The sequence below is a fragment of the Cellulosimicrobium composti genome, from assembly GCF_010287905.1.
Taxonomy (GTDB): domain Bacteria; phylum Actinomycetota; class Actinomycetes; order Actinomycetales; family Cellulomonadaceae; genus Cellulosimicrobium; species Cellulosimicrobium composti.
Map to the genome: position 1 here is coordinate 1 of NZ_JAAFAN010000005.1, position 14,655 is coordinate 14,655.

Sequence of the window (14,655 nt, forward strand, 5' to 3'; positions counted from 1 at the left end):
TGCGGGTGGTCATGACGGTCTCTTTCGCGGGAGGGCGTCGGGGCGGGGGCCGGGGGGGGGGGGGGGGGGGGGGGGGGCCCCGCGCGCGGGGGGGGGGGGGGGGGCGCCCCCGGGGGCGCCGGGCGTCGACGCGGGCTCCGTGTGGGCCCCGTACCGCGCCGGCGCCGCGTTCCTCGCCCACGTCGCGGGCGGGGGCGCGCCGCGCGCCGTGTGGACGGCGCTGCCCGGCCTCGCGACCCCGCGCCCGCCCGCACCCGGCACGACACCGGAGCGCACGACGGCCCGCGCCCGCCCCGCCCCGGACGCGCCGCCCGTGACGCACTGGGCGGCGGCGGTCGCCGAGGCGGTCCGTGCGGCGAGGTCCGGCGGGCGGGGGGCGCTCGTCGTCGTGCCGGACGCGCGCGACGTCGACCAGGTGTGCGCGGCGCTCGCGGCGGCCGGGCTGCCCGCGTGGGACGCCGCGACGGGCGGCGAGGTCGTGCGCCTCACCGCGGACGAGGGCCCCGCCCCCCGGTACCGCGCGTTCCTCGCGGTGCTGCACGGCAGCGCGCGCGTGGTCGTGGGGACGCGCGCGGCCGCGTTCGCGCCCGTCGTCGACCTCGGCCTCGTGGTGTGCTGGAACGACGGCGAGGACACGCTCGCCGAGCCGCGCGCGCCCTACCCGCACGCGCGCGAGGTGCTCGCGCTGCGCAGCGAGCTGGAGGGGGCGGCGTTCCTCCTCGGCTCGCACGGGCGCACGGTCGCGGCGCACGCCCTCGTGGCGCGCGGCTGGGCGCACGACCTCGCCGCGCCGCGCGACGTCGTGCGCGCCCGCGCGCCCCGGGTGCGGGCGCTGACGTCGGTCGAGCTCGCGGCGGAGGGCCCGGGCGCGGCGGCGCGCATCCCCACGGCGGCGTGGCGCGCGGCGCGCGCCGCGCGCGCGCAGGGGCCGGTGCTGGTGCAGGTGCCGCGGTCCGGGTACGTGCCCGTCGTCGCGTGCGCGCGGTGCCGCACCCCCGCGCGCTGCACGGTGTGCCACGGCCCGCTCGCGCTGTCCGGCCCGCAGGCGACCCCGCAGTGCGCGTGGTGCGGGGCGCTCGCGGGCGGGTGGTCGTGCGCGGAGTGCCACTGGACGGGCCTGCGGTCGGTGCGGGTGGGGTCGCAGCGCACGGCGGAGGAGCTGGGGCGCGCGTTCGCGGGGGTGCCGGTGCAGGTGTCGGGCGCCGGGGCGGCGGGCGGCGTGCTGGGCGCGGTGTCGTCGCGGCCCGCGCTCGTCGTGGCGACACCGGGTGCCGAGCCGGTCGCCGAGGGCGGGTACGCGGCCGCGCTCCTGCTCGACGCGGCGGTGAGCACCGCGCACGTGGGCCTCGACGTGGCCCAGGACGCGCTCGCCCGGTGGCTCGCGGCCGCGGCGCTCGTGCGGCCCGCGACCACGGGCGGGCAGGTGCTGCTCGTGGGCGACGCCGCGCCCGCGCCGACGAACGCGCTCGTGCGCTGGGACCCGGCGCTCCTCGCCGACCGTGAGCTCGACGAGCGGGCCGAGCTCGCGCTGCCCCCGGCGGTGCGGGTCGCGGCGGTGACGGGGGACCGGCCCGCGGTCGCGGCGGTCCTGGGGCGGGTCGGGCTCGCGGGGCCGGACACCGTGCTGGGACCCGTCGAGGTGCCCGCGCCGGCGCGCGGTCGCGGCGAGGGCGACGGGCCGGCCCCGGCGATGGTCGACGCCCCGCCCGTGCGCGCCGTCGTGCGCGTGCCGGTGCGCGACGGTCGGCGCCTCGCGCGCGAGCTCGCCGCGTCGCTCGCCGTCCGGTCCGCGCGGCGCGAGCCGGGTAGCGTGCGGGTGGAGCTCGACCCGAAGGAGATCCTGTGAGCCACCGCCCCGTCCCCGCGCCCGAGGGCGCCCCCGAGCCCGCGGTCGACGCGGTGCTGTACGACTTCGGCAACGTGCTCGTCGGCTGGGACCCGTACGGCGCGTTCGCGGGCCTGGACCGCCGCGACGTGGACGCGTTCTTCGCCGACGTCGACTTCCTCGTGCTCAACCACGAGCGCGACGCGGGCGCGACGTGGGCCGACGCGCGGGCCCGGGTCGCGGCGTCGCACCCGCACCACGTGGCGCTCCTGGACCGGTACGTCGAGCAGTTCCCCGCGACGCTCACCGGCCCGGTCGAGGGCTCGGCCGAGCTCGTGCGCGAGCTGCACGACCTCGGCCTGCGGCTGTACGGGCTGACGAACTGGTCGGCCGAGCTCTACCCCCACGCCGCGCCCGCCGCGCCCGCGACGACCCTCATGCGGGACGTCCTCGTCTCCGGCCGCGAGGGACTCGCCAAACCGGACCCGGCGATCTTCGCGCTCGCGATCGACCGGTTCGGGCTCGACCCGGCGCGCACGCTGTTCACCGACGACAGCCCGGCCAACGTCGACGCCGCGGCGCGGCTCGGCCTGCGCACCCACCTGTTCGAGGGCACCGCGGGCCTGCGCGCCGCGCTGCGCGACCTCGGGGTCGCCGTCGGACCGTGACCCCCGGCGTCCGCCGGCCGCGCAGGGGTCGTCGTGGCGGGCCTCCCGCCGCGCAGGGAGCACGCTCGTCCAGCCCGTTCGCGGCGCTCGCGGCCCTGCTGGCTGCTGCGACGCTCACAGCGTGCGGCGGCCAGGAGACGACCGGGACCGCTCGGTGGCACGTCGCGCCCGACGCGGACCCGGGGGCGAGCGCGGTGCCGATCGTGGTCGAGCACCGGGCCCGCTGCGAGACGTACCAGGGCGTCGACGTCGTCGAGAGCGACGACGCGGTGACGATCACGGTGCGGGTCGACGTGCGCGCGACCGACGCCGGGTCGGCGTGCCCGGACGTCGCGACCGCGCGCACCGTCGAGGTGCCGCTGGGCGCGCCGCTCGGCACGCGGACCGTGGACGGCCCCGGGCACACGGAGGCACCGGACCCCGGCTGAGGTGATGGCCGGGGACCCGGGCCGCCGCGGGACGGCCGCGCGACGCCACCTAGACTCGGGCCCATGCGCCTGCTGTTCGCGGGGACCCCGGATACCGCGGTCCCGTCCCTCGACGCCCTCCTCGACTCCCGCCACGACGTGGTCGCCGTGCTCACGCGCGCCGACGCCCCGTCGGGCCGCGGCCGGCGCCTGACCCCGAGCCCGGTGCGCGTGCGCGCCGAGGAGGCCGGGATCCCGGTCATCACCGACCGCCCGCGCGGGGAGGACTTCCTCGCGCGCCTCGCCGCCCTCGAGGTCGACGCGGCACCCGTCGTCGCGTACGGGGAGATCCTGCGACCCGACGTCCTCGCGGTGCCCCGGCACGGGTGGGTGAACCTGCACTTCTCCGTCCTGCCCGCCTGGCGCGGCGCGGCCCCCGTGCAGCGCGCGATCATCGCCGGCGACGAGGTCACCGGTGCCACGACGTTCCTCATCGAAGAGGGCCTTGACTCCGGCCCCACGCTCGGCACGACGACCGAGACCATCCGCCCCCGCGACACCGCCGGTGACCTCCTCGGCCGCCTCGCCGTGTCCGGCGCGGGCCTGCTCGTCGCGACGCTCGACGCGCTCGAGGACGGGACGCTGCGCCCGCAGCCCCAGCCCGCCGACGGCGTCTCCCACGCCGCGAAGCTCACGCCCGCCGACGCGGAGGTGCGCTGGGACCACCCGGCGCTCGCGGTCGACCGTCTCGTGCGCGGCTGCACCCCCGCACCGGGCTCGTGGACCACGGTCCCCGGTCCGGACGGCGCGCCCGTCCGCCTCGGGCTCGGCCCGGTGACGCCGCGCCCCGACGTCACGGACCTCGCCCCCGGGCAGGTGCGCGCCGGGAAGAAGGAGGTGCTCGTCGGCACCGCGACGCACGCCGTCCGGCTCGGGGACGTCGCGCCCGTGGGCAAGAAGCAGATGCCGGCCGCCGACTGGGCGCGCGGGGCCCGCCTCCCCGAGGACCTCGTGCTCGGCACGGAGGTCGCCCGATGAGCGGCGGCACGCCCCCGGACCGCGACCGCGACGCCGCGGACCGCCGGCCGTCGACCAGGGGATCGAACGCACGTTCGAGCGGCCGGGCGGGCGGATCCGCACGGGACGACCGCGAGTCGAACGCGCGTTCGAACGCGCGCGGAGAGACGGGGCGCGATGGCTCGAACGCCCGTTCGAACAGGTCGGACGGTGGCCAGGACCGCCGTGCCGACGAGCGCCGCGACGCCCGAGGCCGCCAGCGCGGCGCCGCGCGCTCCCGCGGCGAGACGTCCCGCAGCTCGAACGCGCCGTCCCAGCGGCGCAAGGGCACCGACCCGGCCCGCGCCGTCGCGTTCGACGTCCTGCGTCAGGTCGACGGCTCCGACGCCTACGCCAACCTCGTCCTGCCCCCGCTGCTGCGCGAGCGCGGCATCCGCGGCCGCGACGCCGGGTTCGCCACCGAGCTCGCCTACGGCACCCTGCGCCTGCGCGGTCGCTACGACGCCGCCCTCGCGCTGTGCCTCGACCGGCCCCTCGACCGCCTCGACCCGCCCGTGCTCGACGTCCTGCGGCTCGGCGCGCACCAGCTCCTGGGCATGCGCGTGCCCCAGCACGCCGCCGTGTCCGAGACCGTCGGCCTGGCCAGGGAGCGCACCGGCGCCGGCAGCGCCCAGCTCGTCAACGCCGTCCTGCGCCGCGTCGCGCGCACCCCCCTCGACGACTGGCTCACCACCCTCGCCGACGACGCCCCCGACGACCTCGCGGCGCTCGCGGCCACCCAGAGCCACCCCGTCTGGATCGCCCGCGCCCTGCGCGACGCGCTCGCCGGCAACGGACGCCCCGTCGCCGAGCTCGACGCGCTCCTCGCCGCCGACAACGACGCCCCCCGCGTCACGCTCGTCGCCCGCCCCGGCCTCGCCGACCCCGACGAGCTGGCCGACGGCGACGACCGCGTCACGCCCTCGCGCTGGGCACCCACCGCGCTGCGCCTCGAGGGGGGCGACCCCGCCGCGTTCGGCGCCGTGCGCGACGGCCGCGCCGGCGTCCAGGACGAGGGCAGCCAGCTCGTCGCCCTCGCCCTCGCCGCCGCACCGCTGACCGGTCCCGACGCGCGCTGGCTCGACCTGTGCGCCGGCCCCGGGGGCAAGGCAGCGCTCCTCGCGGCGCTCGCGGCCGAGCGGGGGGCCCGGCTCGTCGCCAACGAGGTCCAGCCGCACCGCGCACGCCTCGTGGAGAAGGCGCTCGCCGCCGTCCCGGCCGACGCCGTGGAGGCCGTCCGCACGGGCGACGGCCGCGCCGTCGGGCAGGACGAGCCGGGCGCCTACGACCGCGTGCTCCTCGACGCTCCCTGCACCGGCCTCGGTGCGCTGCGCCGTCGTCCCGAGTCCCGCTGGCGGCGCACCCCCGCCGACCTCGCGACCCTCACCGGGCTCCAGCGCGAGCTCCTCGACTCGGCCCTGGACGCCGTCCGGCCCGGGGGAGTGGTCGGCTACGTCACGTGCTCGCCCCACCTCGCCGAGACCCAGGTCGTCGTCGCCGACGTGCTGCGCCGCCGCGACGACGTCGAGCTGCTCGACGCACCGGCGGTCGTCCGCGACGTCGTGCGCCCCGAGGCGCGCGACGCGATCGAGCTCGGCGACCGCCTGGACGTCCAGCTCTGGCCGCACGTCCACGGCACCGACGCGATGCACCTCACGCTCGTGCGCCGCAAGGACGGCTGACGACGCCCCAGTCATGTCGTCATATCTCGACAACGGCATGGTGTCGGAGTAACCTGACACCGTGCCGTGTCGGAGAAACCTGACACGCCGCGGAGACAGGGACACCCGACCCCAGGAGAACCCATGGCCGACACCTGGACGACCCCTCGCAGCCCCCGCGACCTCGGCGCCTACCTCGGCCGCGTCCGCCGCGCCCGCGGACTCACCCAGGCCCAGGTCGCCGACGAGCTCGGCATCACCCGCCAGTACCTCTCCGAGCTCGAGAACGGCGTCGAGAACCTCTGGGTCCAACGGCTCTTCGAGCTCCTCGACGCCCTCGACGTCGACCTGCGGCTCCAGGAGCGCCCATGACCACCGTCACCGCCTGGCTCTACGACACCCCCGTCGCCACCCTCGCACCCGCCAGCACGCGCACCACCGACAACACCCCCCGCGTCACCCTCACCTGGACCACCGACGCCCTCGACCGCTGGGGACACGACGCCCGCGTCCTCTCCCACCTGCTCCCCATCACCCCACCCGACGAACCCGGACCCCACCCCGCCCGCGTCGCCGCCTGGCTCGACGGCCTCCTCCCCGAAGGCCGCACCCGCGACGCCATGGCCATCGACGCCGGCATCGACCCCGACGACGCCCTCGCCTTCCTCGTCCACTACGGCCACGACACCGCGGGCGCCGTCCTCCTCGCACCCGAAGGCCAGCCCCTCCCCACCCCCGGCACACCCGAACGCCTCGACGACGCCGCCGTCGCCCGCCTCCTGCGCGCCGCCGTCGCCCGCAGCGGAGGAGAAGGACGCACCGACCACCTCACCAGCTCCCTGCCCGGCATGGAACCCAAGATCACCCTCCTCCACGACGAGCACGGCTGGGCCCGACCCCACGGCACCGCCCCCACCACCCACATCCTCAAGGTCGCCCGACCCTCCGACTCACCCACCGCCGACCTCGTCAACACCGAAGCCGCCGCCCTCGACCTCGCCCGCCGCACCGGACTCACCACCATCGACGCCCACGTCACCGAGCTCGACGGCGAACGCGCCATCGTCGTCACCCGCTACGACCGCATCCCCGACCCCACCGCACCCGGCGGCACCGCACGCCTCCACCAGGAGGACACCGCACAAGCCCTCGGCATCAACACCCGCGACCCCGAACGCAAGTTCCAGCACGGACGCCGCCTCCCCTCCCTCGCCGCCATCGCCCGCACCCTCCGCGACGACGGCACCCGACCCGACCCCCTCCTCGCCCTCACGACCTTCAACCTCGCCATCGGCAACACCGACGCCCACGCCAAGAACATCTCGATCCTCCGCCACGCCGACGGCACCGTCCGCCTCGCCCCCGCCTACGACGTCGCCATGCACCTCCACCACGACCACGCCTCCCGCGTCTTCGCCATGGACGTCGCCGGCGAACGCGACATGGACCGCCTCACCGCCGACCACCTCGTCACCGAGGGCACCACCTGGGGACTGCCCCGACGCCGCGCCCAGCGCGCCGTCGCCCAGACCCTCGACGCCCTCCTCGCGGCGCTCGCGGACGTCGACCGCGACGCCCACCCGGGCGTGAGCCGCCACGCGTGGCGCACGGTCGAGCAGCGCACCGCCGACCTCCGCCGCGGCCTCGTCGCCTGAGCGGCGCCCGGTCACGACGACCATGCGGTCGTCGCCCGTCTCTGGCACCGGACGGCCGGTAGGGGCATGCTCGGCGCTCAGAGGGAGTGCTGGAGCAGGATCGTGTCGACCCACCGGCCGTGCTTGAAGCCGACGGCGGTGAGGCGGCCGGCCTCGGCGAAGCCGAACCGGCGGTGCAGGGGGAGCGACCCTGCGGCCTCGGGGACGTCGGCGACGACGGACACCACCTGGCGGACCCCGGCTCGCGCGCACGCGTCGAGGAGCGCGCCCAGGAGGGCGGTGCCGACGCCGCGACCGGCGTACGCGGGGTCGAGGTAGATCGTGTCCTCGGCGGTGTGCCGGTAGGCGGGCTTCGGACGCCACGGCGCCGCGTAGGCGTACCCCACGACGACCGGGGTGCCGCGGCCGTCCGGGCCCGCGGGGCCGCCGACCTCCGCGACGAGGAACGGCATCCCGCGGCCCGTGACGTCCTCGAGCTTGCGCTCCCACGCCGCGACGTCCCAGACCTCCTCCTCGAACGTCACGCACGTGTCGCGGACGAACGGGGCGGCGATCTCGGCGACGCGCGCGAGGTCGCCCCGGGTGGCGGGGCGCACCGTGACGCCCGGCCGTCCGGACGGGGGCGGGACGGGACCGGCGGGGGAGGGGAGGGTGCTCACGGCAGGAGCCTAGGGCGCCGCGTCGCGGGGACCGGCGCCCTAGGCTGTGGGCCATGGCAGCCCTCATCGCACCGAGCATCCTGTCCGCCGACTTCGCGAACCTCGAGCGCGACCTGAACGCGATCTCGACCGCCGACTACGCGCACGTCGACGTCATGGACAACCACTTCGTGCCGAACCTCACGCTCGGGCTGCCGGTGTTCGAGCGCCTCGCCCAGGTGTCGCCCGTCCCGATCGACGCGCACCTCATGATCGAGGACCCGGACCGCTGGGCGCCCGCGTACGCGGAGGCCGGCGCGGCGTCCGTGACGTTCCACGCCGAGGCCGCTGCGGCCCCGGTGCGGCTCGCCCGCGAGCTGCGGCGCCTCGGAGCCCGGGCGGGGCTCGCGCTGCGCCCTGCGACGCCCGTGGAGCCCTTCCTGGACCTCCTGGCGGAGGTCGACATGATCCTCGTCATGACGGTCGAGCCCGGGTTCGGGGGCCAGTCGTTCATCGAGGGCACCCTGCCGAAGATCCGCCGTGCCCGCGAGGCGGTGAGCGCATCGGGGCTCGACGTCTGGATCCAGGTCGACGGGGGAGTGTCGCGCTCGACGATCGAGCGGGCCGCGGACGCGGGGGCGAACGTCTTCGTCGCCGGCTCGGCGGTCTACGGCGCCGAGAGCGTCCCGGGCGAGATCGAGGCGCTGCGCGCGCTGGCGGACGCCGCGCACGCCCACTGACCTGACAGGAGGGGCCCACGGCGACGTGGGCCCCTTTCGTCTCCTTCTAAAAAATAGTGTGCCAAGCGCACGCCTCACCCGTCCCACCGCCGCGGACACCTCACCACCCGGCAGGGAGGTGCGGGGTCGTTCACGCGCGTCCGACCGGTGGACCGGCGGGACGCGGGGGAATGCGCGAGTAGCATGCTCCGTTGGAAGCAGCAGTACGCACGAACGTGCTCCGGGGTCGGTGCAATTCCGAGCCGGCGGTGACAGTCCGCGACCCGCGCCCACGCGCGGTTGACCTGGTGGAACTCCAGGACCGACGGTGACAGTCCGGATGGGAGGAAGCACGTGCGGCGCGGCCACGCCCCGGGCGTGGTGCTCCGGCGACCCGCCGTGGCACCCGGCCCCGAGGCGACGGCCTCGCCGTGGTGAGCGACGCCGTCGGGCCGCACGAGCGCCCGGCACGCCGCCCGCCCTCACCCCGGAGCACCCGTGCCCGGGAGGAGGACGATGGGCGAGCACCCCCGCACCCTGACGATCGACGCCGCGATGTCGCGCGCGCTCGAGCTCGCGGCCCGAGGGCCCGCGCACGGGCCGAACCCGCGCGTCGGCTGCGTGCTCCTCGCACCCGCACCGCACGGCACGGGTCTGCCCGACGGCGCCTCCCCGGACTCCCTCGACCCACACCCCCGCGCGGTGCTCGCCGAGGGCTACCACCAGGGCGCGGGCACGCCGCACGCGGAGGCGGCCGCCCTCGCGGACGCGCGCGCCCGCGGGATCGACGTCACGGGCGCGACCGCCGTCGTGACGCTCGAGCCGTGCGCGCACACGGGACGCACGCCGCCGTGCGCCGACGCGCTCGTCGCCGCGGGGGTGGCCGAGGTCGTCCACGCCGTCGACGACCCGAACCCCGCCGCGACCGGTGGCGCCCACCGCCTGCGCGCCGCCGGGGTCCGCGTCGTGCGGGGCCTGCGCGCCGCCGAGGGCGAGGAGCTCCTGCGGGTGTGGCTGACCGCGGTGCGTCGCGGCACGCCGTACGTGACGCTCAAGACCGCGACGACCCTCGACGGGTACGTCGCGGCGCAGGACGGGACGAGCCGGTGGATCACCGGGACCGCGGCGCGCGAGCACGCGCACCGCGTGCGTGCCGAGGTCGACGCGATCGCGGTCGGCACGGGCACGCTCCTCGCGGACGACCCGGCCCTCACCGCGCGCGTCCGGGCGCACGGTGCCGCGAGCGCCGAGGCTCTCGCGGAGCACCAGCCGTTGCGGGTGGTCGTGGGGTTGCGCGGCATCCCTCCGACGGCGCGGGTGCGGGGGCCGGGGGGCGAGCTGCTGCACGTGCTGTCGCGCGACGTCTCGCAGGTGCTGGGGCGGCTCGCGGAGCGGGAGGTGCGGCACGTGCTCGTGGAGGGCGGTCCGACGCTCGCGACGGCGTTCCTCGCCGCGGGGGCGGTGGACGAGCTGCACGCGTACGTGGCGCCGGTGCTGCTGGGGGGCGGGCGGCGCGTGGTGGGCGGGCTGGGCGTGGCGACGATCGCCGACGCGCACCGGTTCCGCACGGTCGAGGTGCGGCGCGTCGGGGACGACGCGCTGGTGGTGTCGAGGAAGAGCGTGGAAGGACGGGTCGGCTGATGTTCACGGGGATCGTGGAGGAGATCGGGAGGGTCCGGGGGATCGAGTTCCCGGACGGTGCGGGGCGGGACGCGGTGCTGACGGTCGAGGGGCCGCTCGCGACGTCGGACGCGGGTCTGGGTGACTCGATCGCGGTGAACGGGGTGTGCCTGACGGTGACGAGCCTGGGTGGCGACGGGTCGTTCACGGCGGACGTCATGCCGGAGTCGTTGCGGCGCACGGCGCTGGGGGACCTGGTGGCGGGTTCGCCGGTGAACCTGGAGCGTGCGGTGCGGGCGGACGCGCGGCTGGGCGGTCACGTGGTGCAGGGGCACGTGGACGGAGTGGGCGCGCTCGTGAGCCGGTCGCCGGGGGAGCGCTGGGACGACCTGGTGTTCTCGGCGCCGGAGGGCCTGACGCGGTACGTCGCGGAGAAGGGCTCGATCGCGGTGAGCGGCGTCTCGCTCACGGTGACGCACGTGGACGACGAGACGTTCGGCGTCTCGCTCATCCCGACGACGCTGGAGGCGACGATCCTCGGCGGGCTGACCCCGGGGGACCGGGTGAACCTGGAGGTGGACGTGCTCGCGAAGTACGTGGAGCGCCTGCTCGTGTCGGGCGTGGTGGCGGGGAGGGCGTCGTGACGCGCGAGCCGTCCGCGAGCGCCGCGGTGCCGGGTGTGCGGCTGGGCACGGTGGAGGAGGCGCTGGCGGAGATCCGGGCGGGTCGTCCGGTGCTGGTGGCGGACTCCCCGGACCGGGAGAACGAGGCGGACGTGGTGTTCGCGGCGCAGGGAGTGTCGGCGGAGTGGGTGGCGTGGACGATCCGGCACTCGTCGGGGTACCTGTGCGCGCCGATGCCGGCGGCGCGGGCTGATGCGTTGGAGCTGCCGTTGATGGTGCCGCACAGCCAGGACCCGCGGCGGACGGCGTACACGGTGACGGTGGATGCGGCGACGGGGGTGACGACGGGGATCTCGGCGGAGGACCGGGCGCGGACGTTGCGGGTGCTGGCGGACCCGGCGTCGGGTCCGGTGGACCTGATCCGGCCGGGTCACGTGCTGCCGTTGCGGGCGGTGCCGGGGGGTGTGCTGCATCGTGCGGGGCACACGGAGGCGGCGGTGGACCTGGTGCGGCTGGCGGGTGCGGGCGAGGTCGGGGGGATCGCGGAGCTGGTGCACGACGACGGCACGATGATGCGTCTGCAGGACGCGGCGGCGTTGGCGGAGCGGGACGGTCTGGTGCTGCTGACGATCGCGGACCTGGTGGCGTGGCGGCTGGTGCACGACCCGGTGCCGGTGGACGTGCCGGTGGCGGCGGACCGGGAGGGTCTGGCGCGGCGGGTGCACCGGACGGCGGAGGCGGACCTGCCGACGGCGCACGGCCGGTTCCGGGTGATCGGGTACCGGGACCTGCGTACGGGGGCGGAGCACGTGGCCCTGGTGCCGGCGGTCCCCCCTCCCGGTGCCGCGGATCTGGGTGAGGCGGGCACGGAGTCCGCGAGCGCCGTCGGGCGGGAGGTCGTGCCGGTGGTGCGGGTGCACTCGGAGTGCCTGACGGGTGATGCGTTCGGGTCGTTGCGGTGCGACTGCGGTCCGCAGCTGCGGGCGGCGATGGAGCGGGTCGCGGCGGAGGGTGGCGCGGTGGTGTACCTGCGGGGGCATGAGGGGCGCGGGATCGGGCTGCTGGCGAAGATCGGCGCGTACGAGCTGCAGGACGCGGGTCTGGACACGGTGCAGGCGAACCTGGAGCTGGGGTGGCCGGTGGATCGTCGGGAGTACGGGGCGGCGGCGGCGATCCTGGCGGACCTGGGCCTGTCGCGGGTGCGGTTGCTGACGAACAACCCGGCGAAGGTGACGGGGCTCGTGGCCTCGGGCATCGACGTGGCGGGGACGGAGCGGATCGAGGTGGGTCACGGGGAGTTCAACCGGGCGTACCTGGTGACGAAGAAGGTGGCGATGGGTCATCTGCTGGACACGGTGCGGGTCCCGGACGGGGTTCGTGCGGACGAGTCGGAGGAGGACGAGGGATGAGCGGGGCGGGTGCGCCGACGATCAGCGTGAACGGGACGGGGCTGCGGGTGACCGTGGTCGCGGCGAGCTGGCACACGCAGGTGATGGACGGGTTGCTGGCGGGGGCGCGGCGCGCCCTGGCGGCGGCGAACGCGTCGCACGTGACGGAGGTGCGGGTGCCGGGGTCGTTCGAGCTGCCGGTGGCGGCGGCGCGGGCGGTGGAGCACGGGGCGGACGCGGTGGTGGCGCTGGGGGTGGTGATCCGTGGGGGGACGCCGCACTTCGAGTACGTGTGCCAGGCGGCGACGTCGGGCCTGACGGAGGTGAGCGTGCGCACGGGTGTGCCGGTGGGGTTCGGGGTGCTGACGTGCGACGACGAGCAGCAGGCGCTGGACCGTGCGGGCCTGGAGGGGTCGCGCGAGGACAAGGGCGCGGAGGCGGCGGAGGCCGCGGTCGCGACGGTGGTGGCGTTGCGGGGCCTGTGACGGGGGTGGTCGGGGCGTGCCCGCTGGGCGGACCGCGCCCCGGCCTCGTCCGGGTGGCGGATACCCTGGGACGTGTGAAGACGTTCGAGTCCCTGTTCGCGGAGCTGTCCGAGAAGGCCACGACGCGACCTGCCGGTTCCGGCACGGTCGCGGAGCTGGACGCCGGCGTGCACGCGATCGGGAAGAAGGTGGTCGAGGAGGCCGCCGAGGTGTGGATGGCCGCCGAGTACGAGGGCGACGTGAAGACGGCGGAGGAGATCTCGCAGCTCCTGTACCACCTGCAGGTCCTCATGCTGGCGAAGGGTCTGAGCCTGCAGGACGTGTACGAGCATCTGTGAGCGGCCCGCGCCGGCGCGCGACGTGCGCCCGGCCGCGAGCGCCGCTCGTTCCTGCTCGTCCCTGCCCCCGTCTCCCCTGATCCCCTGAAGCGAAGGTCCTGTCATGCTGCGTATCGCCGTCCCCAACAAGGGGTCCCTGTCCGAGCCCGCCGTCGAGATGCTGCGCGAGGCGGGGTACCGCCAGCGTCGTGACTCGCGCGAGCTGGTGCTGGCCGACCCGGACAACGACGTCGAGTTCTTCTTCCTGCGTCCGCGCGACATCGCGGTGTACGTGGGGTCGGGCACGGTGGACGTGGGCATCACGGGTCGTGACCTGCTGCTGGACTCGGGTGCGGACGCGGTGGAGCACATGCAGCTCGGGTTCGGGGGGTCGACGTTCCGGTACGCGGCGCCGGCGGGGACGATCACGTCGTTGGAGCAGGTGCAGGGGCTGCGGGTCGCGACGTCGTACGAGGTGCTCGTGGAGGGGCACCTGCGGGCGCACGGCGTGGAGGCGACGGTCGTGCACCTGGACGGTGCGGTGGAGTCGGCGGTGCAGCTCGGGGTGGCGGACGTCGTCGCGGACGTGGTGTCGACGGGCACGACGTTGCGGGGTGCGGGCCTGGAGGTGTTCGGTGACCCGATCCTCGTGTCGGAGGCGGTGCTGATCCGTCCGCGCGCGGTCGCGGAGGAGGACGTGCCGGCGGGCGTGGAGGTGCTGAGCCGTCGCCTGCAGGGGGTGCTGACGGCGCACGAGTACGTGCTCATGGACTACGACGTGCCGGTGGCGCTGGTGGAGCGGGCGGTGGCGATCACGCCGGGCCTGGAGTCGCCGACGGTGTCGCCGCTGCACGACCGGGACTGGGCGGCGGTGCGCGCGATGGTGCGCCGGGACCGCACGAACCAGGTGATGGACGCCCTGTACGAGGTGGGGGCGCGCGCGATCCTCGTGACGCGGATCCACGCGTCGCGCCTCTGACCACGGGCGACGGCCCGCCGCGTGGTGCGCGGGGGTGTGAGACGGTGGCGGCATGAGCACCGACCCGTTCCCCGACCCCGGCCTGCCGGGTGACCGCGACGACGACCCGTACCGCACGTTCCGCCCGAGGTTCGGGCTGGTGTCGGCGTGGGCGACGGGCGTCGTGGTGGTCGGCGGGTGCGTCCTGGTGGGCGTGTCCGCGACGGGCCCGCTCGGCACGTCGTGGGTGAACCGGTTGTCCCTGGCGGCGTTCGCGCTGTTCGCGGCGTGGCTGCTGTGGCGGCTCGGCGGCGTGCACGCCGTCCCGACGCGCGAGGGGCTGCGGGTGCGCAACGTCATCTACACGCGGCGGCTCGCGTGGGCGCAGGTCGTGTCGGTGCGGTTCGGCTCCGGTGACGCGTGGGTGCGCCTGGACCTCGCGGACGGGTCGACCCTGGCGGTCATGGGCATCCAGCGGGCGGACGGTGCCCGCGGGGAGGCGGAGGCGCGGCGCCTCGCCGCGCTCGTGCAGGCGCACGGCGAGGCGCCCGAACGTCCCTGACGCGCCCGGCCCGCGCGGGCTCCGGAACCGGGCGCCGGGGACGGCGATCCCACCACGACGAGGACGGCCCCCG

The 14,655-nt window shown here is 76.6% G+C and carries 16 protein-coding genes and 1 riboswitch; of the genes, 15 read left to right on the forward strand and 1 reads right to left on the reverse strand.

Annotated features, from left to right (window positions below; genetic code table 11):
- The first annotated feature begins 139 nt into the window (after window positions 1-139).
- The 7 genes from GYH36_RS02110 to GYH36_RS02140 all read left to right on the forward strand — a co-directional run bounded on the left by GYH36_RS02110 (window position 140) and on the right by GYH36_RS02140 (window position 7,272).
- Window positions 140-1,846, forward strand: a complete 1,707-nt coding sequence (locus GYH36_RS02110) for a primosomal protein N' (protein ID WP_312028466.1) — start codon at window positions 140-142, stop codon at window positions 1,844-1,846.
- Window positions 1,843-2,493, forward strand: a complete 651-nt coding sequence (locus GYH36_RS02115) for an HAD family hydrolase (protein ID WP_162288963.1) — start codon at window positions 1,843-1,845, stop codon at window positions 2,491-2,493. Before GYH36_RS02110 ends, GYH36_RS02115 begins: the two co-directional genes overlap by 4 nt.
- Complete coding sequence (locus GYH36_RS02120) at window positions 2,490-2,921, forward strand: hypothetical protein (protein ID WP_024839652.1); 432 nt, start codon at window positions 2,490-2,492, stop codon at window positions 2,919-2,921. Before GYH36_RS02115 ends, GYH36_RS02120 begins: the two co-directional genes overlap by 4 nt.
- A 63-nt stretch (window positions 2,922-2,984) precedes the next feature.
- Window positions 2,985-3,938, forward strand: a complete 954-nt coding sequence (gene fmt, locus GYH36_RS02125) for a methionyl-tRNA formyltransferase (RefSeq protein WP_162288964.1) — start codon at window positions 2,985-2,987, stop codon at window positions 3,936-3,938.
- Window positions 3,935-5,638, forward strand: coding sequence for an RsmB/NOP family class I SAM-dependent RNA methyltransferase (locus GYH36_RS02130; RefSeq protein WP_162288965.1), 1,704 nt, complete (start codon window positions 3,935-3,937; stop codon window positions 5,636-5,638). The genes fmt and GYH36_RS02130 overlap by 4 nt, the downstream gene beginning before the upstream one ends.
- Window positions 5,639-5,761: 123 nt before the next feature.
- On the forward strand, window positions 5,762-5,989 hold the full coding sequence (locus tag GYH36_RS02135) for a helix-turn-helix domain-containing protein (RefSeq protein ID WP_162288966.1): 228 nt from the start codon (window positions 5,762-5,764) through the stop codon (window positions 5,987-5,989).
- Window positions 5,986-7,272 (forward strand): type II toxin-antitoxin system HipA family toxin, encoded by a 1,287-nt coding sequence (locus GYH36_RS02140; RefSeq protein ID WP_162288967.1) that lies wholly within the window; start codon window positions 5,986-5,988, stop codon window positions 7,270-7,272. Before GYH36_RS02135 ends, GYH36_RS02140 begins: the two co-directional genes overlap by 4 nt.
- A gap of 77 nt (window positions 7,273-7,349) precedes the next feature.
- Here the strand turns inward: GYH36_RS02140 and GYH36_RS02145 are convergent, their stop codons facing one another.
- Window positions 7,350-7,931, reverse strand: a complete 582-nt coding sequence (locus tag GYH36_RS02145) for a GNAT family N-acetyltransferase (RefSeq protein ID WP_162288968.1) — start codon at window positions 7,929-7,931, stop codon at window positions 7,350-7,352.
- A gap of 53 nt (window positions 7,932-7,984) precedes the next feature.
- Here GYH36_RS02145 and rpe point away from each other — a divergent pair, with 53 nt between their 5' ends.
- The 8 genes from rpe (at window position 7,985) to GYH36_RS02185 (ending at window position 14,582) form a co-directional block, all read left to right on the forward strand.
- Window positions 7,985-8,650, forward strand: a complete 666-nt coding sequence (gene rpe / locus GYH36_RS02150) for a ribulose-phosphate 3-epimerase (protein ID WP_024839658.1) — start codon at window positions 7,985-7,987, stop codon at window positions 8,648-8,650.
- 212 nt (window positions 8,651-8,862) lie between these two features.
- A riboswitch (FMN riboswitch) is annotated at window positions 8,863-8,986 on the forward strand.
- Between the two features lie 159 nt (window positions 8,987-9,145).
- Window positions 9,146-10,270 carry a bifunctional diaminohydroxyphosphoribosylaminopyrimidine deaminase/5-amino-6-(5-phosphoribosylamino)uracil reductase RibD gene (ribD, locus tag GYH36_RS02155; protein ID WP_024839659.1) on the forward strand — a complete coding sequence of 375 codons (1,125 nt, stop codon included), beginning with the start codon at window positions 9,146-9,148 and terminating at the stop codon, window positions 10,268-10,270.
- Window positions 10,270-10,893, forward strand: a complete 624-nt coding sequence (locus GYH36_RS02160; protein WP_162288969.1) for a riboflavin synthase — start codon at window positions 10,270-10,272, stop codon at window positions 10,891-10,893. Before ribD ends, GYH36_RS02160 begins: the two co-directional genes overlap by 1 nt.
- On the forward strand, window positions 10,890-12,281 hold the full coding sequence (ribB, locus tag GYH36_RS02165) for a 3,4-dihydroxy-2-butanone-4-phosphate synthase (RefSeq protein WP_312028467.1): 1,392 nt from the start codon (window positions 10,890-10,892) through the stop codon (window positions 12,279-12,281). The genes GYH36_RS02160 and ribB overlap by 4 nt, the downstream gene beginning before the upstream one ends.
- Window positions 12,278-12,745 carry a 6,7-dimethyl-8-ribityllumazine synthase gene (gene ribH, locus GYH36_RS02170; RefSeq protein WP_162288970.1) on the forward strand — a complete coding sequence of 156 codons (468 nt, stop codon included), beginning with the start codon at window positions 12,278-12,280 and terminating at the stop codon, window positions 12,743-12,745. Before ribB ends, ribH begins: the two co-directional genes overlap by 4 nt.
- 74 nt (window positions 12,746-12,819) lie before the next feature.
- The gene (locus tag GYH36_RS02175) at window positions 12,820-13,083 is read left to right on the forward strand and encodes a phosphoribosyl-ATP diphosphatase (RefSeq protein WP_024839663.1); all 264 of its coding nucleotides are present in this window, start codon (window positions 12,820-12,822) and stop codon (window positions 13,081-13,083) included.
- A gap of 103 nt (window positions 13,084-13,186) precedes the next feature.
- The gene (gene hisG / locus GYH36_RS02180) at window positions 13,187-14,041 is read left to right on the forward strand and encodes an ATP phosphoribosyltransferase (protein WP_024839664.1); all 855 of its coding nucleotides are present in this window, start codon (window positions 13,187-13,189) and stop codon (window positions 14,039-14,041) included.
- Window positions 14,042-14,093: 52 nt separating this feature from the next.
- On the forward strand, window positions 14,094-14,582 hold the full coding sequence (locus GYH36_RS02185) for a PH domain-containing protein (RefSeq protein ID WP_081772210.1): 489 nt from the start codon (window positions 14,094-14,096) through the stop codon (window positions 14,580-14,582).
- The last annotated feature ends 73 nt before the right edge of the window (window positions 14,583-14,655 follow it).

Excerpts from the sequence above, each read along its gene's own strand:
- fmt (WP_162288964.1), top strand. The coding sequence starts at position 2,985 with ATGCGCCTGCTGTTCGCGGGGACCCCGGATACCGCGGTCCCGTCCCTC.
- GYH36_RS02130 (WP_162288965.1), top strand. The coding sequence starts at position 3,935 with ATGAGCGGCGGCACGCCCCCGGACCGCGACCGCGACGCCGCGGACCGC.
- GYH36_RS02135 (WP_162288966.1), top strand. The coding sequence starts at position 5,762 with ATGGCCGACACCTGGACGACCCCTCGCAGCCCCCGCGACCTCGGCGCC.
- GYH36_RS02140 (WP_162288967.1), top strand. The coding sequence starts at position 5,986 with ATGACCACCGTCACCGCCTGGCTCTACGACACCCCCGTCGCCACCCTC.
- rpe (WP_024839658.1), top strand. The coding sequence starts at position 7,985 with ATGGCAGCCCTCATCGCACCGAGCATCCTGTCCGCCGACTTCGCGAAC.
- ribD (WP_024839659.1), top strand. The coding sequence starts at position 9,146 with ATGGGCGAGCACCCCCGCACCCTGACGATCGACGCCGCGATGTCGCGC.
- GYH36_RS02160 (WP_162288969.1), top strand. The coding sequence starts at position 10,270 with ATGTTCACGGGGATCGTGGAGGAGATCGGGAGGGTCCGGGGGATCGAG.
- ribH (WP_162288970.1), top strand. The coding sequence starts at position 12,278 with ATGAGCGGGGCGGGTGCGCCGACGATCAGCGTGAACGGGACGGGGCTG.
- hisG (WP_024839664.1), top strand. The coding sequence starts at position 13,187 with ATGCTGCGTATCGCCGTCCCCAACAAGGGGTCCCTGTCCGAGCCCGCC.
- GYH36_RS02185 (WP_081772210.1), top strand. The coding sequence starts at position 14,094 with ATGAGCACCGACCCGTTCCCCGACCCCGGCCTGCCGGGTGACCGCGAC.